The 18,361-nt window shown below is 72.4% G+C and carries 16 protein-coding genes; 14 read left to right on the top strand and 2 right to left on the bottom strand.

The annotated features are described in order from the left end of the window. The first annotated feature begins 169 nt into the window (after positions 1-169). On the top strand, positions 170-811 hold the full coding sequence (locus ACQP17_RS06230) for a vitamin K epoxide reductase family protein (protein WP_433855347.1): 642 nt from the start codon (positions 170-172) through the stop codon (positions 809-811). 87 nt (positions 812-898) lie between these two features. Beyond that, on the top strand, positions 899-2,323 hold the full coding sequence (locus ACQP17_RS06225; RefSeq protein ID WP_433855346.1) for a replication-associated recombination protein A: 1,425 nt from the start codon (positions 899-901) through the stop codon (positions 2,321-2,323). Between the two features lie 21 nt (positions 2,324-2,344). Here ACQP17_RS06225 and ACQP17_RS06220 read toward each other — a convergent pair whose 3' ends face one another. Then, the gene (locus tag ACQP17_RS06220; RefSeq protein WP_433855345.1) at positions 2,345-3,100 is read right to left on the bottom strand and encodes a DUF2470 domain-containing protein; all 756 of its coding nucleotides are present in this window, start codon (positions 3,098-3,100) and stop codon (positions 2,345-2,347) included. A 182-nt stretch (positions 3,101-3,282) separates the two neighbouring features. Here ACQP17_RS06220 and rpsD point away from each other — a divergent pair, with 182 nt between their 5' ends. Then, a complete protein-coding gene (gene rpsD / locus ACQP17_RS06215; RefSeq protein WP_030987289.1) occupies positions 3,283-3,894 on the top strand; it encodes a 30S ribosomal protein S4 in 612 nt (203 codons plus the stop codon). Positions 3,895-3,920: 26 nt separating this feature from the next. On the opposite strand, the gene ACQP17_RS06210 is transcribed toward rpsD, so the two are convergent. Then, positions 3,921-6,191, bottom strand: a complete 2,271-nt coding sequence (locus ACQP17_RS06210) for an ATP-binding protein (protein ID WP_433855344.1) — start codon at positions 6,189-6,191, stop codon at positions 3,921-3,923. A 179-nt stretch (positions 6,192-6,370) separates the two neighbouring features. Here ACQP17_RS06210 and ACQP17_RS06205 point away from each other — a divergent pair, with 179 nt between their 5' ends. The 11 genes from ACQP17_RS06205 (at position 6,371) to ACQP17_RS06155 (ending at position 18,335) form a co-directional block, all read left to right on the top strand. After that, positions 6,371-6,802: a DUF948 domain-containing protein gene (locus ACQP17_RS06205; protein WP_433855343.1), complete on the top strand. Its 432-nt coding sequence runs from the start codon at positions 6,371-6,373 to the stop codon at positions 6,800-6,802. Between the two features lie 8 nt (positions 6,803-6,810). Beyond that, positions 6,811-7,155, top strand: coding sequence for a DUF6167 family protein (locus ACQP17_RS06200; RefSeq protein WP_433855342.1), 345 nt, complete (start codon positions 6,811-6,813; stop codon positions 7,153-7,155). Next, positions 7,155-9,824 carry an alanine--tRNA ligase gene (gene alaS / locus ACQP17_RS06195; RefSeq protein ID WP_433855341.1) on the top strand — a complete coding sequence of 890 codons (2,670 nt, stop codon included), beginning with the start codon at positions 7,155-7,157 and terminating at the stop codon, positions 9,822-9,824. Before ACQP17_RS06200 ends, alaS begins: the two co-directional genes overlap by 1 nt. Positions 9,825-9,838: 14 nt before the next feature. Beyond that, the gene (ruvX, locus tag ACQP17_RS06190) at positions 9,839-10,303 is read left to right on the top strand and encodes a Holliday junction resolvase RuvX (protein ID WP_364884816.1); all 465 of its coding nucleotides are present in this window, start codon (positions 9,839-9,841) and stop codon (positions 10,301-10,303) included. A 127-nt stretch (positions 10,304-10,430) separates the two neighbouring features. After that, positions 10,431-12,089 carry an endolytic transglycosylase MltG gene (gene mltG, locus ACQP17_RS06185; protein WP_433855340.1) on the top strand — a complete coding sequence of 553 codons (1,659 nt, stop codon included), beginning with the start codon at positions 10,431-10,433 and terminating at the stop codon, positions 12,087-12,089. Further along, complete coding sequence (locus ACQP17_RS06180; RefSeq protein WP_433855339.1) at positions 12,089-12,916, top strand: shikimate dehydrogenase; 828 nt, start codon at positions 12,089-12,091, stop codon at positions 12,914-12,916. Before mltG ends, ACQP17_RS06180 begins: the two co-directional genes overlap by 1 nt. Positions 12,917-13,045: 129 nt before the next feature. Further along, the gene (gene aroC, locus ACQP17_RS06175) at positions 13,046-14,230 is read left to right on the top strand and encodes a chorismate synthase (protein WP_433855338.1); all 1,185 of its coding nucleotides are present in this window, start codon (positions 13,046-13,048) and stop codon (positions 14,228-14,230) included. Next, a complete protein-coding gene (locus tag ACQP17_RS06170; protein WP_433855337.1) occupies positions 14,227-14,787 on the top strand; it encodes a shikimate kinase in 561 nt (186 codons plus the stop codon). Before aroC ends, ACQP17_RS06170 begins: the two co-directional genes overlap by 4 nt. Further along, positions 14,784-15,875 carry a 3-dehydroquinate synthase gene (aroB, locus tag ACQP17_RS06165; protein WP_433855336.1) on the top strand — a complete coding sequence of 364 codons (1,092 nt, stop codon included), beginning with the start codon at positions 14,784-14,786 and terminating at the stop codon, positions 15,873-15,875. Before ACQP17_RS06170 ends, aroB begins: the two co-directional genes overlap by 4 nt. Positions 15,876-16,303: 428 nt before the next feature. Next, entirely contained in the window at positions 16,304-17,164 is an 861-nt protein-coding gene (locus tag ACQP17_RS06160) for a Pro-rich N-terminal domain-containing protein (RefSeq protein ID WP_433855335.1), read from the top strand. A 64-nt stretch (positions 17,165-17,228) separates the two neighbouring features. Further along, positions 17,229-18,335, top strand: coding sequence for an aminopeptidase P family protein (locus tag ACQP17_RS06155; RefSeq protein WP_189102866.1), 1,107 nt, complete (start codon positions 17,229-17,231; stop codon positions 18,333-18,335). Positions 18,336-18,361 lie beyond the last annotated feature (26 nt).

Here is an 18,361-nt window from a genome sequence, read left to right as displayed (position 1 = left end):
GGGGCGGGCCGGCGCGGCGCCCAGCCTTTGAGAACGCTGTGTGAGCGGCGGTCGTCTTTATGTGCATCGCACAGCGGGTCATGGTGGAGTTGGGGCAGAATGAACGGCGGTCGCGCCAGCCGGCCCGGCCGCTGAGGCACATCTCCCGAGGCATCGACGGAACGGCGATATGACGACGACAGCGCTTGACGACGTGTCCACCGACGACGACCGCGCGAGCGGCGCGCCCGCCACCGGCTCCGGCCGCGGGCTCGCGCTGCTCCTGGTGATCACCGGTGCACTGGGTCTGCTGGCTGCCTGGGTCATCACCTTGGACAAGTTCGAGCTGCTGAAGGACCCCAACTTCAAGCCGGCCTGCAGCCTCAACCCGATCATCTCCTGCGGCAACGTCATGCAGAGCAAGCAGGCGGACGTCTTCGGCTTCCCCAACCCGATGGCCGGACTGGTCGGCTTCGGTGTGGTGATCGCGATCGGGACGGCCCTGCTGGCGGGCGCCCGCTTCCGCCGCTGGTACTGGATCGGGCTGAACGTCGGCACCGGCCTCGCCACGGTCTTCTGCATGTGGCTGATGAGCCAGTCGCTGTACAGCATCAACTCGCTGTGCCTGTGGTGCACGCTGACCTGGTGCGTCACCATCCTGATGTTCTGGTACACCACCGTGCACAACCTCAAGCACGGCATCATCCCGGCCCCCGACGGGGTGCGCCGGGCGGTGCTGGAGTTCCACTGGGTGCTGCCGGTGCTCTGGTACGGCGTGATCACCCTGCTGATCCTCACCAACTGGTGGTCGTACTGGAGCACCTTGGTCTGAGCCCCGCGCACCGCGGGCCCGACGCCCCGGCCGCCGTCGATGACGGCGCCCGGGGCGTTGTCGGTGGGGTGGCTTAGGCTCGTGATCGTGGAGCCCGATCTGTTCACCGCCGCTGCCGAAGACCGCCAGGAGAAGGACCCTTCGCGGTCCCCGCTCGCCGTGCGGATGCGTCCGCGCACCCTCGACGAGGTCGTGGGCCAGCAGCATCTGCTCAAGCCGGGCTCGCCGCTGCGGCGGCTGGTCGGTGACGTCGGCGGCAGCGGGGCCTCGGGCGCCTCGGAGGAGGACGCCGGCGGACGACGGGCGGGAGGCGGGCCTGCCGGTCCGTCCTCGGTGTTCCTGTGGGGGCCGCCGGGCATCGGGAAGACGACCCTCGCCCATGTCGTCAGCCAGGCGACGAACCGGCGCTTCGTGGAGCTGTCGGCGATCACGGCGGGCGTCAAGGAGGTCCGTACGGTCATCGACGGCGCCCGGCGGGCCTCGGGGGGCTACGGCAAGGAGACCGTGCTCTTCCTCGACGAGATCCACCGCTTCAGCAAGGCCCAGCAGGATTCCCTGCTGCCCGCGGTCGAGAACCGCTGGGTGACCCTGATCGCCGCGACGACCGAGAACCCGTATTTCTCGGTGATCTCGCCCCTGCTGTCCCGCTCCCTGCTGCTGACCCTCGAACCCCTCACGGACGAGGATCTGCGCGGGCTGCTGCGCCGTGCGCTGACCGACGCGCGCGGGCTGGCCGGCGCGGTGACCCTCCCCGAGGACACCGAGGCGCATCTGCTGCGCATCGCGGGCGGCGACGCCCGGCGGGCGCTGACGGCCCTGGAGGCCGGCGCCGGATCCGCGCTGGCCAAGGGCGAGAAGGAGATCACCCTCCGGACGCTGGAGGAGTCCGTCGACCGGGCCGCGGTGAAGTACGACCGGGACGGCGACCAGCATTACGACGTCGCCAGCGCGCTGATCAAGTCCATCCGCGGCTCGGACGTCGACGCCGCGCTGCATTACCTCGCGCGCATGATCGAGGCGGGGGAGGACCCGCGGTTCATCGCCCGGCGGCTGATGATCTCGGCGAGCGAGGACATCGGCCTGGCCGATCCGACGGCGCTGCAGACGGCGGTCGCCGCGGCCCAGGCCGTGGCGCTGATCGGCTTCCCGGAGGCGCGGATCACCCTCAGCCAGGCCACCATCGCGCTCGCCCTGGCGCCGAAGTCCAACGCCGCGTATCTCGCGATCGACGCCGCGCTGGCGGACGTGCGGGCCGGTCAGGCGGGCGCGGTCCCGCCCCCGCTGCGCGACAGCCACTACCAGGGCGCGCAGAAGCTCGGCCACGGCCAGGGCTATCAGTACCCGCACGACCTGCCGGGCGGCATCGCGGCCCAGCAGTACGCGCCGGACGAGGTGCACGGCAAGCGCTACTACGCCCCGACCCGGCACGGTGCCGAGGCCCGCTACGCCGACGTCGCCGAGCGGGTCCGCGCCCGGCTGCACGGCACCGGCACCGAGGGCGCGAGCGACTGACCCCGGCCCGCCGCTCCGCGGCTACCGGGCCCCCGCCGCCTCGAAGAGCCGGTGCATCGCCCGCCGCAGCTCGGCCACGTCCCCCACGGGGTCCGGGAAGTCGAAGCGGGCGTCGAACGAGCGCTGATCGGCATCGGTGAAGCGGACCCGCAGGCCGAAGCGGTCCAGGCTCACCGGCACCGCCGGATCGCCCGGCCCGCAGACCGCCTCGCGGTCGCCCAGCAGGGCGCACAGCCCACGTACCTCCTCGCTGTGCGCCGAGTGCAGGTGCTGGAGCAGCTCCGCCTCGTGGGCGACCAGCGGATCGGGCACCGCCGCCGCGAAGTCGTCCGGCTCGACGGGCTCGGCGCCCCACAGATCGTCCACCGCGCCCTCACCGACCTCCAGGCGCAGCATCATCCACGCGGCCCGTCCGTACATGCCCGGCGCCGGCTCCGGCTGGAGCGCCTCGCCGATGCCGAGCAGCTCGCCCACCGGGTGCCGCTCCGCCAGCAGCATCGCGGCCTCGGCGCGCTGCTCATTGCGTACGGGGGTGAGCCAGCCGGCGATCCAGGCCCGTCCGCGGATGCGATGAGGGACCGAAACCGGGGCGACGTCCGTGATCTCCATCACGGCTGCCACGTCGTCGTCCTGCGCGTGAGCGGCCGCCCGAGCGGCGGCGGAGTCGCCAGGAACCAGCAACAGCACGTCTCCACCGGGTGTCACGGTCCGGCAGACGGGTGCCGAGAGGCCGATCTCGTCGGGGTCCTCGATTCCGGGGATGCTCAGTGACGCCATAGCATGGGACTCGACGAGGGTTCGTACGCGCTCGGCGGCAGTGGGCTGCCGGGCGTCTTCCACGGGACGCGGCTGACCCGCCTCGGTGCGATCTGCACAGGGCTGGGGGATCCCAGGTCGAAACATGCGTTCTCCTCGCGCTAAGGTAAGCCTCACCTAACTTACACGGAGGTCCGTTCCACGTGAACCAGTCGCGTCCCAAGGTCAAGAAGTCCCGCGCGCTCGGCATCGCGCTGACGCCCAAGGCCGTCAAGTACTTCGAGGCCCGTCCCTACCCGCCCGGCGAGCACGGCCGTGGCCGCAAGCAGAGCAGTGACTACAAGGTCCGTCTGCTCGAGAAGCAGCGCCTGCGTGCGCAGTACGACATCAGCGAGCGCCAGATGGCGCGTGCCTACGACCGCGCTCGGAAGGTCGAAGGCAAGACCGGCGAAGCGCTGATCATCGAGCTGGAGCGCCGTCTGGACGCGCTCGTCCTGCGTTCGGGCATCGCCCGCACGATCTACCAGGCCCGCCAGATGGTCGTCCACGGCCACATCTCGGTGAACGACCGCAAGGTCGACAAGCCGTCCTTCCGCGTCCGTCCCGGCGATGTCGTGATGGTCCGCGAGCGCAGCCGCGAGAAGCACCCCTTCCAGGTTGCCCGCGAGGGTGGCTACGACACCGACGGTGAGACCCCGCGCTACCTCGAGGTCAACCTGCCGGCTCTGGCGTTCCGTCTCGACCGGGACCCGAACCGCAAGGAGATCCCGGTGATCTGCGACGAGCAGCTCGTCGTCGAGTACTACGCCCGCTAAGCACCACCGCAGGCGCAGCACCACGCTCAGCCCGCCGTCTCCCCGCCGCTCGCGGAGGGGGAGGCGGCGGGTTCGTGTTGTCCCGACGCCGTGCGCCGCACCGCACGGCGCTCCGGGACGGCGCCCGCGGACCGCAGGGCCCGCGCCACCGCCGCGTCCAGATCGAGCCGCCCGCCCACCCGCAGACAGTGTTCGTAGCGCTCGGACCCCAGCCGCTCGCGCGCCTGCTCCGCGCACCGCGCATGGGGCTGGTGGAAGTGGCGCGAGCCGAACAGCGGCAGCCCGACCGAGGACCAGAGGCGTCCCGCGGCGCCCTGCAGCACCGCCGCCTCCGCCGCGTCGCCCTCGCCCAGCGTCACCTGCGCCAGCAGCTCGATCGCCAGCACCGCGCCCAGCAGATCGCGGAAGGAGTGCTCGATGGCCAGGCACTTGACCAGCAGCGCCCGCGCCCGCCCGCCGTCCCCGTGCGACCAGGCCGCGTAGGCCAGCACGAACTGGGCGTACGCCAGCGTCCAGCGCTCGCCGTGGTCCTCGCACACCTCCAGGACGCCCTCGCACAGCCGCACCGCGTCCGCCAGCTCGCCCTGGAAGGTCAGCGCCATCGCCAGCTCCACCTGCCCCATCAGCACGGTGCTGTTGAGCTCGCCGATCTCCCGGTAGTGGCGCAGCGCCCGGCGCAGCAGCTGCTCGGCGCGCGGCATGTCGTCACAGACCAGCGCCAGACAGCCGGTGCGGTGCAGCGCGTACGCGGCGGCGGTGGTGTTGCCGGTCCGCTCGGCCTCGTCCCGGCACTCCTGCAGGGACCCCAGGGCCGCGACCGTGTCCCCCTGGAGCACCGCGACATAACCGGCCACCCACAGCGCCTTCATCCGTGCGTCGTCGTGTTCGCTCTCCAGCTCCAGCGCCCGGTCCAGCCAGTGCCGGCCCTCCGCGAGCCGCCCGCAGGCCACCCAGTAGAACCACAGGGTTCCGGCCAGATACTGGCCCAGGTGCGAATCGCCGGGGCTCTGCATGCTCTGCTCCAGCGCCACCCGCAGATTGGGCAGTTCGGCCTCGATCCGGGCCGCGATCTCGGCCTGCCGGGGGCTGAACCAGTCCAGCTCGCACCAGGTGGCCAGCCCCAGATACCAGTCGCGGTGCCGGCGCCGCAGCCGGTCGGCGTCGCCGGTCGCCGTCAGCCATTCCGCGCCGTAGGCCCGCACGGTGTCCAGCATCCGGTAGCGCACCCCGGCCGGGGTCTCCTCGCGCACCAGGACCGACTGGGCCACCAACTCCGCGAGGACGTCCAGGAGTTCATCGGCCGGCAGCTCCGGGCCGGAGCAGACGTACTCGGCCGCCTCCAGGTCGAACTGCCCGGCGAAGACCGACAGCCGCGCCCACAGCAGCCGTTCGGCGGGGGTGCACAGCTCGTGGCTCCAGCCGATCGCGGTGCGCAGGGTCTGGTGGCGGGCCGGTGGTCCGCCCTGCACGGCAAGGTTCCCCGGCCGGGGCGAGGCCGGGGGCGGGGCGTCGGCCGAGAGCCCGGGGGAGTGCCGCGGGCGGGTGCCGGTCAGCAGCCGGAAGCGGTCGTCGAGCCGGCGCAGCACCTGGTCCACGGACAGCGCGCGCAGCCGGCCGGCCGCCAGTTCCAGGGCGAGCGGAATGCCGTCGAGCCGGTCGCAGAGCTCGCCGACGGCCGCCGCGTCGGACGGGCCGACGGTGTAGCCGGCGACGACGGAGGCGGCTCGGTCGGCGAACAGGGCCGCCGCGTCGGCGGTGTTCATCGGCGCGAGCGGCACGGTCCGTTCGCCGCCGAGGCCCAGTGGCCGGCGGCCGGCGGCCAGCACCCGCAGCCCGGGGGCGCGTCGCAGCAGCTCCGCGGTCAGCCCGGCGCAGGCGTCGACCAGGTGCTCGTAGCCGTCGAGGACGAGCAGCAGTTCACGGTCGGCCAGCCGCTCGCACAGCGCGGCCCGCACCGGGCGGCCGGCGAGGCCGGCCGGCGCCAGGACCTCGGCGACGGCGTGGTCCACCAGATGTGCCTCGCGCAACGAGGCCAGTTCGACCAGCCACACCCCATCGCAGAAGCGATCCTGCAAGCTCGCGGCGAGATGCCCGGCGAGGCGGGACTTCCCGACGCCGCCGACGCCCGTGACGGTCACGAGCCGGGCGGATTCCAGCTCCCGTGCCAGCGCGGCCAGTTCGTCGGCGCGGCCGATGAAGCGGTTGAGTTCCGCGGGGAGATTCCCGGGCCTGCCCGGCGCCCGGAGAGGCTCGGGGGAGGGGCGGACGGCGGGACCGGGGCGCGTGAGGCGTCGCATGGCACACGGAGCGTACTCGGCGGGATGCGGACCGTACAATCACGCTGCCGGAATCATCCGGGATCCGCTGCGCGCCACCGGGAACGCGGGTGCGGGCCGGGCGTCGCGGCGCGATAAGGTCGAGGTTGCCGTCCGAGCAGGACGAAACCAGACCAGAGCAGTCGGAGAGTGGTGCCAACGTGTCCGGTGGAGAGGTGGCCGGGATCCTCGTGGCCGTCTTCTGGGCGATCCTCGTGTCGTTCCTCGCCCTCGTGCTGGTGAGGCTCGCGCAGACGCTCAAGGCGACCACCAAGATGGTCGCCGAGGTGTCGGAGAAGGCCGTACCCCTCCTCGCCGACGCGTCCGCGACCGTCCGCTCCGCGCACTCCCAGCTGGCCCGCGTCGACGCGATCGCCGCCGATGTCCAAGAGGTCACCGCGAACGCCTCCGCGCTCTCCTCGACCGTCTCCTCCGCCTTCGGGGGCCCGCTGGTCAAGGTGGCGGCCTTCGGCTACGGGGTGCGCCAGGCGATCGGCAAGAAGGGCGAACCGGCGCCGCGGCGCACCGTCATCCCCGGCCGTACCCTGCCCGGCGCCCGCCGCGGGCGCCGCAACCGCCGCTCCAAGGACTGATCACCGCGATGTTCCGCCGCGCATTCTGGTTCACCACCGGCGCCGCCGCCGGGGTGTGGGCCACCAACAAGGTCCACCGCAAGCTGCGCAAGCTGCAGCCCGACAGCCTCGCCGCGCAGGCCGCGGACAAGGCGGTCGAGACCGGACACCGGCTGCGCCAATTCGCATTGGACGTACGGACCGGAATGGCGGACCGTGAAGAGCAGCTGCACGAAGCCCTCGGAATCGGCGAGACGGTCGAGGCGCGCGAGCTGCCGGCGCCCCGCCGCGCGGTGCTCGAACCGCAGTACCGCACCACGAGAACAACCGGACACACCGGTCTGACCGGACCGACTGGAAAAGAGGACCACTGATGGAGTCGGCTGAAATCCGCCGCCGCTGGCTGCGCTTCTTCGAGGAGCGCGGGCACACCGTCGTGCCGTCTGCGTCGCTCATCGCGGACGACCCGACGCTGCTGCTCGTCAACGCGGGCATGGTCCCCTTCAAGCCGTACTTCCTCGGTGAGGTCAAGCCGCCCGCCGCGCGTGCCACCAGCGTCCAGAAGTGCGTCCGTACGCCGGACATCGAAGAGGTCGGCAAGACCACCCGGCACGGCACGTTCTTCCAGATGTGCGGCAACTTCTCCTTCGGCGACTACTTCAAGGAAGGCGCCATCACCTACGCCTGGGAGCTGCTGACCGGCTCCCAGGCCGACGGTGGCTACGGCCTCGACCCGGAAAAGCTCTGGATCACCGTCTACCTCGACGACGACGAGGCCGAGCGCATCTGGCACGAGGTCGTCGGCGTGCCGAAGGAGCGCATCCAGCGCCTGGGCAAGTCGGAGAACTACTGGTCCATGGGCGTCCCGGGCCCGTGCGGCCCGTGCTCCGAGATCAACTACGACCGCGGCCCGGAGTTCGGCGTCGAGGGCGGCCCGGCCGTCAACGACGAGCGGTACGTGGAGATCTGGAACCTGGTCTTCATGCAGTACGAGCGGGGTGCGGGCACCTCCAAGGAGGATTTCGACATCCTCGGTGAGCTGCCCAGCAAGAACATCGACACCGGGCTCGGCCTCGAACGCCTGGCGATGATCCTGCAGGACGTCCCGAACATGTACGAGACGGACACCCTCCGTGTCGTCATCGACAAGGCCACCGAGCTCTCCGGCGTGCGCTACGGCGCCTCGGACGCCACCGATGTCTCGCTGCGCGTGGTCGCCGACCACATCCGTACGTCCACGATGCTCATCGGCGACGGCGTCACCCCCGGCAACGAGGGCCGCGGCTACGTCCTGCGCCGCATCATGCGCCGCGCCATCCGCAACATGCGCCTGCTCGGCGCGAGCGGTCTGGTCGTCGGCGAGTTGCTGGACGTGGTCATCAAGACCATGGGCCAGCAGTACCCGGAGCTGCTGGAGGACCGCCGCCGCATCGAGACGGTCGCCCTCGCCGAGGAGGCCGCCTTCGTCAAGACGCTGAAGGCCGGCACCAACATCCTCGACACCGCCGTCACCGACACCAAGGCCACCGGCGGAAAGGTCCTGCCCGGCGACAAGGCGTTCCTGCTCCACGACACCTGGGGCTTCCCGATCGACCTCACCCTCGAAATGGCCGCCGAGCAGGGCCTTTCGGTGGACGAGGACGGCTTCCGCCGCCTGATGAAGGAGCAGCGGGACCGCGCCAAGGCCGACGCCCAGGCCAAGAAGAGCGGCCACGCCGACCTGTCGGCCTACCGCGAGGTCGCCGACAAGTCCGGCGCCACGGAATTCACCGGCTACAGCGCCACCGAGGGCGAGTCCGCCGTCGTCGGCCTGCTGGTCAACGGCGTGCCCGCGCCCGCCGCCCATGAGGGTGACGAGGTCGAGGTCGTCCTGGACCGCACCCCCTTCTACGCCGAGGGCGGCGGCCAGCTCGCCGACACCGGCCGGATCAAGCTGGACTCCGGCGCCGTCGTCGAGGTCCGCGACGTCCAGCAGCCGGTGCCCGGCGTCACGGTCCACAAGGGCGTCGTGCAGGTCGGCGAGGTGGTGCTCGGCTCCGCCGGGTACGCCACCATCGACGTCACCCGCCGCCGCGCCATCGCCCGTGCCCACAGCGCCACCCACCTCACCCACCAGGCGCTGCGCGACGCCCTCGGCCCGACGGCCGCCCAGGCCGGTTCGGAGAACTCCCCGGGCCGCTTCCGCTTCGACTTCGGCTCGCCGGCCGCCGTGCCCGGCACGGTACTCACCGACGTCGAGCAGAAGATCAACGACGTGCTGTCCCGTGAGCTGGACGTGCACGCCGAGGTCATGAGCATGGAGGACGCCAAGAAGCAGGGCGCCATCGCCGAGTTCGGCGAGAAGTACGGCGACCGGGTCCGCGTGGTCACCATCGGCGACTTCTCCAAGGAGCTGTGCGGCGGCACCCACGTCCACAACACCGCCCAGCTGGGTCTGGTGAAGCTGCTCGGCGAGTCCTCCATCGGCTCCGGTGTGCGCCGCGTCGAGGCGCTGGTCGGCGTGGACGCCTACAAGTTCCTGGCCCGTGAGCACACCGTCGTCTCCCAGCTCACCGAGCTGGTCAAGGGGCGTCCGGAGGAGCTCCCGGAGAAGATCTCCGGTGTGCTGGCCAAGCTGAAGGACGCCGAGAAGGAGATCGAGCGGTTCCGCGCCGAGAAGGTGCTCCAGGCCGCCGCCGGGCTGGCCGAGGGCGCCCGGGACGTCCACGGCGTGGCGCTGGCCGCCGGCCAGGTCCCCGACGGCACCTCCGCCGACGACCTGCGCAAGCTGGTGCTCGACGTCCGGGGCCGGATCCAGGGCGGCCACCCCGCCGTCGTGGCCCTGTTCACGGTGGCGGGCGGCCGTCCGCTGACGGTCATCGCCACCAACGAGGCCGCCCGTGAGCGTGGCATCAAGGCCGGTGACCTGGTCCGCGCCGCGGCCAAGACGCTCGGCGGCGGTGGCGGCGGCAAGCCCGACGTCGCCCAGGGCGGCGGTCAGAACGCCGCCGCGGTGCCCGAGGCCCTGGCGGCCGTCGAGCGCCTCGTGGCCGAGGCGGCCTGACGCGCGTGAAGGAGATGCGACGCGGCCGGCGCATCGCGGTGGATGTCGGGGACGCCCGCATCGGGGTCGCCTCGTGCGACCCCGACGGGGTCCTCGCCACCCCCGTGGAGACCGTCCCGGGGCGTGATGTCCCGTCAGCGCACCGCCGGCTGAAGGCGATCGTCGAGGAGTACGAGCCCCTCGAAGTCGTGGTCGGTCTGCCCCGCTCCCTCAACGGGGGAGAGGGGCCGGCCGCGGCCAAGGTCCGGGCCTTCGCCCAGGAGCTGGCCCGCAATGTCGCACCCGTAGGGGTCCGGCTGGTCGACGAGCGGATGTCGACGGTGACCGCGGCCCAGGGTCTGCGGGCCTCGGGGGTGCGGAGCAAGAAGGGCCGCTCGGTGGTCGACCAGGCCGCCGCGGTGGTCATCCTGCAGAGCGCACTGGAGACCGAGCGCGTCTCGGGGGCCCCTCCGGGAGAGTGCGTCGAAGTGGTCATCTGATCGCGGTACGGTAACGTTCCGCGCGATGTGCGGCGTTCGAACAGCCGCGCGTGCAAGTAGAGGCGGATCGGGTACAGCAAGCGCGCTGCCAGGCCGGAGCGCACCGCCTCTCGGCTCTAGGGGATCGATGACCGAGTATGGCCGGGGCTACGGCTCCGAACCGTGGCACCCCGAGGACCCGCTCTACGGAGAGCAGGGTCCTCACGGAGGCCAGGCCCAGCAGCCCCAGTGGGGCGGCCCGCAGTCCGCCCCGCACCCCCAGCAGCAGCCCGACCCCTACCCCCAGCAGCAGTACCACGGGGGCTGGGACGGCTCGCAGGGCGGGCAGCTGCCGTACGACCCGTACGACCCCTACGGGCAGCAGCACCGGCCGGCCGATCCGTACGGCGGCGCGAGCCACGACTACTACGGCACGCCGGACACCTATCCGCAGCAACAGCCGGACCCACTGCACCAGCAGGCCCAGCAGGCCCAGCAGATGCAGCAGACGCAACCGCAGCCGCAGTACCAGCCGCCCCAGCAGCCGGAGCCGCACTACGACGAGGGCCCCGGTGACGACTGGCGTGCCACGCCGGAGCCGCGCGAGCCGGAGCGGGAGCACGCGTTCTTCGCGGATCAGGAGGACGACGATCGCGACGACCCCGATCCGCGCGAGGGCGGCCGGGGCGGGCGCGACCGCCGCGGCAAGAGGAACAAGAAGAACAAGCGGCGCAGCGGCCGGGCCTGTCTGGTCGTCGCCGTGCTCTTCGTCGGCGCCACGGGCACCGTCGGATATTTCGGCTATGACTTCTTCATGAGCCACTTCGGCTCGGCCCCCGATTACAAGGGTGAGGGATCCGGCGCCATTCAGATCGACATTCCGGACGGTTCACCGCTTCTGGAAATGGGTCAGATCCTCCAGAAAAAGGGCGTCATCAAGAGCGCCGGCGCCTTCACCGAGGCGGCCGGGGAGAACAAAAAGGCGCAGAGCCTGCAACCGGGGACATACAGCCTCCGCAGGAAGATGTCGGGCGCCGCGGCCATCGAGCTGATGCTGGATCCCAAGAGCCGTAACGGCCTCACGATCCGCGAAGGCCTGCGCTCCGCCGAGGTCTACAAACTCATCGACACCAAGCTCCATCTCAAGGCGGGCACGACCAAGGGCGTCGCCAAGAGTGAGAGCAAGAACCTCGGACTGCCGTCCTGGGCGAACGATTCCTCGAAGATGAAGGACCCGCTGGAGGGCTTCCTCTATCCGTCCACCTACAGCGTGGGCGGTGACGCCAAGCCGGCCGCGGTGCTCAAGCAGATGGTGGCGCGCGCCAACCAGGTCTACCAGCGGTACGACTTGGAGGGTAATGCCCGAAAGCTCCACCTCTCCTCGCCGATGCAGCTGCTGACCGTCGCCAGCCTCACGCAGGCCGAGGGCAAGTACAAACACGACTTCGTCAAGGTCGCACGGGTCGTCTACAACCGTCTCAAGCCGAACAACACCGAGACCTACGGTCTGCTGGACTTCGACTCGACGGTGAACTACGCGAAATCCCAGAGCACCCTGGACACCGGGTCCGTCGACAATCTGCGGAATTTCAACGACCCGTACAACACCTACAAGTTCAAGGGACTGCCGCCGGGTCCGATCGGTAACCCCGGCGAGGTGGCGCTCAAGTCGGCCATCGATCCGGCCAAGGGCAACTGGTACTACTTCGTCTCGATCAGCCCGGACAAGACGCTGTTCGCCGAGACGAACGAACAGCATGAGCACAACCGGCGCATCTACGAAAAGGAACACGAGAAAGCCAGGTAATGAGCACCATCCGTCGAGCCGCGGTGCTCGGCTCACCGATCGCCCATTCCCTCTCTCCGGTGCTGCACCGCGCCGCCTACCGGGAGTTGGGCCTGGGCGACTGGACATACGGCCGTCACGACGTGGACGAAGCGGCCCTGCCCGCCTTCATGGAGCGCCTGGACGCCACCTGGGCGGGGCTGTCGCTGACCATGCCGCTCAAGCGTGCGGTGATCCCGCTGCTCGACGAGATCACCCCGACCGCGGCCTCGGTGGAGGCGGTGAACACCGTCGTCCTCACCGGCGACGGGCGCCGCCTCGGCGACAACACGGACATCCCCGGCATGCTCGCCGCGCTGCGCGAGCGCGGCGTCGAGCGGGTCGATCGGGCCTCCGTACTGGGCGCCGGCGCCACCGCCTCCTCGGCGCTCGCCGCCCTCGCCCGGATCTGCACCGGCGAGGTCACCGCGTACGTCCGCAGCGACGCCCGCGCCGCCCAGATGCGCGGCTGGGGCGAGCGGCTCGGCGTCCCCGTCAGCACCGCCCCCTGGGAGGACGCCGCCGCGGCCTTCGAGGCGCCGCTGACCATCGCCACCACCCCGGCGGGCACCACCGACGCGCTCGCCGTCGCCGTCCCCGCGCGGCCCGGCACCCTCTTCGACGTCCTCTACGAGCCCTGGCCGACGGCGCTGGCCGCGGCCTGGGCCGACCGCGGCGGCGCCGTGGTCGGTGGCCTCGACCTGCTCGTCCACCAGGCCGTCCTGCAGGTGGAGCAGATGACGGGACGGTCCCCGGCGCCGCTCGCCGCGATGCGCCGGGCCGGCGAGGCGGCCCTCGCCGCCCGCTGACCGGCCGGTCCGCCCGGCCCCCGCCCGCACCGGCGGGTCCGCACCCTGGACTGGGCGCCGCCCTGTCGGTGCGACGTGGGAGGATCGGGGGGAGACCGTACGCGGATGAGCAGTACATGAGGAGCACCGTTGAGCAGGTTGCGCTGGCTGACGGCGGGGGAGTCGCACGGCCCCGCACTCGTGGCGACGCTGGAGGGCCTTCCGGCCGGGGTCCCGATCACCACGGAGCTGGTGGCGGACGCACTGGCCAGGCGCCGGCTCGGCTATGGCCGCGGTGCCCGGATGAAGTTCGAGCAGGACGAGGTCACCTTCCTCGGCGGGGTGCGGCACGGTCTGTCGCTCGGCTCGCCGGTGGCCGTGATGGTCGGCAACACCGAGTGGCCCAAGTGGGAGCAGGTGATGGCGGCCGACCCGGTGGACCAGGAGGTGCTGGACGCGCTGGCCCGTAACGCGCCGCTGACCCGCCCCCGCCCCGGCCACGCCGACCTCGCCGGCATGCAGAAGTACGGCTTCGACGAGGCCCGTCCGGTCCTGGAGCGCGCCTCGGCCCGCGAGACCGCCGCCCGGGTCGCGCTGGGCGCCGTCGCCCGGTCCTTCCTCAAGGAGGCGGCCGGCATCGAGATCGTCTCGCACGTCGTGGAGCTGGCCGCCGCCAAGGCGCCGTACGGGAGCTACCCCAAGCCCTCCGACGTCGAGAAGCTGGACGCCGACCCGGTGCGCTGCCTGGACGCCGACGCGAGCAAGGCGATGGTCGCCGAGATCGACCAGGCCCACAAGGACGGCGACACCCTCGGCGGCGTGGTCGAGGTGCTGGCCTACGGCGTGCCCGTGGGGCTCGGTTCGCACGTCCACTGGGACCGGCGGTTGGACGCCCGGCTGGCCGCGGCCCTCATGGGCATCCAGGCGATCAAGGGTGTCGAGGTCGGCGACGGCTTCGACCTGGCCCGGGTGCCGGGCTCGAAGGCACACGACGAGATCGTCTCCACCGACGACGGGATCAAGCGCAGCACGGGCCGCTCCGGCGGCACCGAGGGCGGGCTGACCACCGGCGAACTGCTGCGGGTGCGCGCCGCGATGAAGCCCATCGCGACGGTGCCGCGGGCGCTGGCCACCATCGACGTGAGCACCGGCGAGGCGACCAAGGCGCACCACCAGCGCTCGGACGTCTGCGCCGTGCCGGCCGCCGGCATCGTCGCCGAGGCCATGGTGGCGCTCGTGCTGGCCGACGCGCTGGTGGAGAAGTTCGGCGGCGACAGCGTGCCCGAGACCCGCCGCAACGTGCGCGGCTACCTCGACAACCTGGCGATCAAGTGACGTCGCCGGCCGTCGTACTGATCGGCCCGCCCGGGGCCGGCAAGTCCACGGTGGGCGCGCTGCTCGCCGAGCGGCTGGGCGTCGGCTACCGCGACACCGACGCGGATGTCGTCGCCACGGCCGGCCGGCCGATCGCCGAGATCTTCATCGACCAGGGCGAGACGCACTTCCGTGAGCTGGAGCGGGCGGCCGTGCGCAGCGCCCTGGAGACGCACCCGGGGGTGCTCTCGCTCGGCGGCGGCGCCATCCTGGACGACGGCACCCGCGCGCTGCTCACGGGGCTGCCGGTGATCTTCCTGGACGTGCAGCTCGCCGACGCCGTCAAGCGGGTGGGCCTGGACGCGCCCCGCCCGCTGCTGGCCGTCAACCCGCGCAAGCAGTGGCGCGAGCTGATGGAGCGCCGCCGCCCGCTGTACACACAGGTCGCGCGCGCCGTGATCGAAACGGGGGAGCGCACCCCCGAGCAGGTCGCCGAGGCGATCCTGGACGCTTTGGAGCTTCGGCCGGCCGGGGCGGACGACGCCCCGCGGGCCGCCCACAGGGAGGAACAGGCATGACGGAGCAGGCCACCCGTATCCAGGTCGGCGGCACGGCGGGCACCGACCCGTACGAGGTGCTCGTCGGGCGGCAGCTGCTCGGCGAACTCCCGGGCCTGATCGGCGAGGGCGCCAAGAGGGTCGCCGTGCTGCACCCGGAGGCGCTGGCCGCCACGGGTGAGGCGCTGCGCGAGGACCTGGCCTCCCAGGGCTACGAGGCGATCGCCATCCAGCTGCCGAACGCCGAGGAGTCCAAGACGGCCGAGGTCGCGGCGTACTGCTGGAAGGCGCTCGGCCAGTCCGGCTTCACCCGCAGCGATGTGCTCGTCGGCGTCGGCGGCGGCGCCACCACCGACCTGGCCGGTTTCGTCGCCGCGACCTGGCTGCGCGGGGTGCGCTGGATCGCGGTGCCCACCACGGTCCTGGGCATGGTGGACGCGGCGGTCGGCGGCAAGACCGGCATCAACACCGCCGAGGGCAAGAACCTCGTCGGCGCCTTCCACCCGCCGGCCGGGGTGCTCTGCGACCTGGCCGCGCTCGACTCGCTGCCGGTCAACGACTACGTCTCCGGTCTCGCCGAGGTCATCAAGGCCGGCTTCATCGCCGACCCGGCGATCCTCGACCTCATCGAGTCGGACCCCGAGGGCGCCAAGCGCCCGGACGGGGCGCACACCGCCGAGCTGATCGAGCGGGCGATCCGGGTCAAGGCCGAGGTGGTCTCCGCCGACCTCAAGGAGTCCGGCCTGCGCGAGATCCTCAACTACGGCCACACCCTGGCGCACGCCATCGAGAAGAACGAGCGCTACAACTGGCGGCACGGCGCGGCCGTCTCCGTCGGCATGGTCTTCGCCGCCGAGCTGGGCCGGATCGCCGGCCGCCTGGACGACGCCACCGCCGACCGGCACCGCACGGTTCTGGAGGCCGTCGGGCTGCCGTTGACCTACCGCGGCGACCAGTGGCCCAAGCTGCTGGAGACGATGAAGGTCGACAAGAAGTCCCGCGGCGACCGGCTGCGCTTCATCGTCCTGGACGGCCTGGCCAAGCCGACCGTGCTGGAGGGCCCGGACCCGGCCATGCTGCTCGCCGCGCACGCCGAGATTGCGGCCTGAACCGCCCGCCCCGGCGCGCCGATACGGCACCGCGCCGGGGCCCGGCTCCGGCCTCCCGGGCTCCGGCGGGCCCGCGCCCCGCTCCCGTCGCGTCCCGCACGCGCCGGGCCGGGGCACTTCGTCCCCCGGCCCCTGCCTGCCCCGCTCCCGGCGCCGCCCGCCCGCACATCCGACCCGCCACCAGGGCACTTCCGTGCCGCCCCGGCCGTTCATGTGCTGAGCGCCGGGGCAGGGATCTCTCCTGTCAACGGGCCCGGGAGGGTACCGTTCGCAGCAGCACCACCCACCGAGCCGTGGGGCACAACGGCCCCTCCGCGCCGGTGGGTTACCGCACGGAGCACGGGCAGACGGCCCGGCGCTCGGGCTTCACCGGCGTGCGCCGGGGGAGCCACGCACCACATCGACCGCACGAGACGGAGAGCCACCGGATGCACTACGCAGTGGGGGCTCCGCTGCCGCCGCCCCGCGGGCAGGCATCAGGACCCGGGGCCGCCATGCATTGGACGCCCCACCCGGGGCAGCCCGGCCCGCCCCCCTCGTCGCCGGCCCCCGCGGCCCCGCCTCCGCCCGTGCCGCAGCCCGCCCCGCAGCAGGGCTGGCACCCGCCCGCGCCCCAGCAGCCCGCGCCGCCCGCCCCCGGCAACGACGTCACCGGTCAGATCCGGCTGCCCGTGGGCGCCCCGGTGCCCGTGCCCAGCCCGCCGGCCGACACCGCGGCCCCGGACGCCGCGCACACGGCCGTCGCCGTGCTCCTCATCGGCCCGGCCGGCGCCGGCAAGACCAGCGTCGCGCGCCACTGGGCCGACACCCGGCGGGTGCCGACCGCCCACATCAGCCTCGACGACGTCCGCGAATGGGTCCGTGCCGGCTTCGCCGACCCGCAGGCCGGCTGGAACGACCACTCCGAGGCGCAGTACCGCCTCGCCCGCCGTACCTGCGGCTTCGCGGCCCGCAACTTCCTGGCCAACGGCATCTCCTGCATCCTCGACGACGCCGTCTTCCCCGACCGCCCGGTCGTCGGCCTCGGCGGCTGGAAGCGGCATGTCGGCCCCGGCCTGCTGCCGGTGGTGCTGCTGCCCGGTCTGGAGATCGTCCTGGAGCGCAATGCCCGGCGCAGCGGCAACCGCCGGCTGTCCGACGAAGAGGTGGCCCGGATCCACGGACGGATGGCCGGCTGGTACGGCTCGGGGCTGCCGATCATCGACAACTCCCAGCACGATGTCGCCACGACGGTACGGGTCCTGGACGACGTCGTGGCACGCAGCATCGCCAGCCCGCCCACCTGGTAGCGGCCGTCCCCCGGGCGGCCCCGCTCGACCGGCCGCCCCGGGGAAGCCGCCGTACGCTCGTGATATGTCCGAGTTGTACGCGGTCCGACGCATGCAGCTGCGCGACCGCTGCGCTGCAACCGGAAGTGCCGCCGCACTGATCTCGCGCCCCGCGAACGTCCGCTATCTCACCGGCTGCGCCCCGTCCGGCGCCGCGCTGCTGCTGGGTCCGGCCGTCGATGTGCTGCTCTGCGGCAGGCCGCTGAGCGGGGACCCCGCCGAGGGACGGCCGGCCGAGGACGTACGGGTCTCGGTCCTGCCGACCCGGGGCGGCGACCCGGTGGTGGCCGGTGCCGATCTGGCCGCGAAGGCCGGCGCGGACACCCTGGCCGTCGAGGAGCACCATCTGACCGTCACCCGCCACCGGGCGCTCTCCCAGGTCGCGCCCCGGCTGCGGCTGACCGACCTGGCCTGTGCGGTCGAGGCGCAGCGCCTGGTGAAGGACGACGAGGAGATCTCCTGCCTGCGGATCGCCGCCGAGATCGCCGACCAGGCCCTGGGCGAGCTGCTCGAATCGATCCTCGTGGGCCGCACCGAGCGGCATCTCGCGCTGGAGCTGGAGCGCCGGCTGGTCGACCACGGCGCGGACGGACCGGCCTTCCCCACCTCCGTCGCCACCGGACAGAACGCCGGCCGCCCCGGACATCTGCCCACCGACCGACGGGTCGAGGAAGGCGACTTCCTCAGTGTCTGCCTGGGCGCCAACTACCGCGGCTACCGCTGCGAGATCGGCCGCACCTTCGTCATCGGCACCACGCCCGCGGACTGGCAGATCGAGCTGTACGATCTCGTTTTCGCAGCCCAGCGGGCCGGACGCGAGGCGCTGGCGCCGGGTGTGGAGTGCCGCGAGGTGGACCGGGTGACCCGCTACGTCCTGGATGCGGCGGGGTACGGCGAGGGCCTCGGACCGTGGACCGGGCACGGTGTGGGACTCGAAATCGACGAGGACCCTCAGTTGTCCCCTGCCGCCATGGGTAAACTGGACGCTTGCGTGCCGGTCACCGTCGAACCGGGGGTTCACCTCCCGGGCCGAGGGGGTGTCCGGATCGACGACACACTCGTCGTCCGCCCCGAGGCGGACGGCGGGCCCGAGCTACTCACGATCACGACCAAGGAGCTGCTCGCGCTGTGAGCCCCAGGGCCCACGGCGCACGGTTT

The organism is Streptomyces kronopolitis (assembly GCF_050953795.1).
In the GTDB taxonomy this organism is placed as follows: Bacteria; Actinomycetota; Actinomycetes; order Streptomycetales; family Streptomycetaceae; genus Streptomyces; species Streptomyces kronopolitis_A.
The sequence above is the reverse complement of the archived record's forward strand: the minus strand, read 5'-3'. Positions and strand labels throughout refer to the sequence as shown.

Coding starts and splice junctions, on each gene's coding strand:
- ACQP17_RS06230 (WP_433855347.1), top strand. CDS start 170: ATGACGACGACAGCGCTTGACGACGTGTCCACCGACGACGACCGCGCG.
- ACQP17_RS06220 (WP_433855345.1), bottom strand. CDS start 3,100: ATGGCGTCACTGAGCATCCCCGGAATCGAGGACCCCGACGAGATCGGC.
- ACQP17_RS06210 (WP_433855344.1), bottom strand. CDS start 6,191: ATGCGACGCCTCACGCGCCCCGGTCCCGCCGTCCGCCCCTCCCCCGAG.
- ACQP17_RS06200 (WP_433855342.1), top strand. CDS start 6,811: ATGTTCCGCCGCGCATTCTGGTTCACCACCGGCGCCGCCGCCGGGGTG.
- alaS (WP_433855341.1), top strand. CDS start 7,155: ATGGAGTCGGCTGAAATCCGCCGCCGCTGGCTGCGCTTCTTCGAGGAG.
- ruvX (WP_364884816.1), top strand. CDS start 9,839: ATGCGACGCGGCCGGCGCATCGCGGTGGATGTCGGGGACGCCCGCATC.
- mltG (WP_433855340.1), top strand. CDS start 10,431: ATGACCGAGTATGGCCGGGGCTACGGCTCCGAACCGTGGCACCCCGAG.
- ACQP17_RS06180 (WP_433855339.1), top strand. CDS start 12,089: ATGAGCACCATCCGTCGAGCCGCGGTGCTCGGCTCACCGATCGCCCAT.
- aroB (WP_433855336.1), top strand. CDS start 14,784: ATGACGGAGCAGGCCACCCGTATCCAGGTCGGCGGCACGGCGGGCACC.
- ACQP17_RS06160 (WP_433855335.1), top strand. CDS start 16,304: ATGCACTACGCAGTGGGGGCTCCGCTGCCGCCGCCCCGCGGGCAGGCA.
- ACQP17_RS06155 (WP_189102866.1), top strand. CDS start 17,229: ATGTCCGAGTTGTACGCGGTCCGACGCATGCAGCTGCGCGACCGCTGC.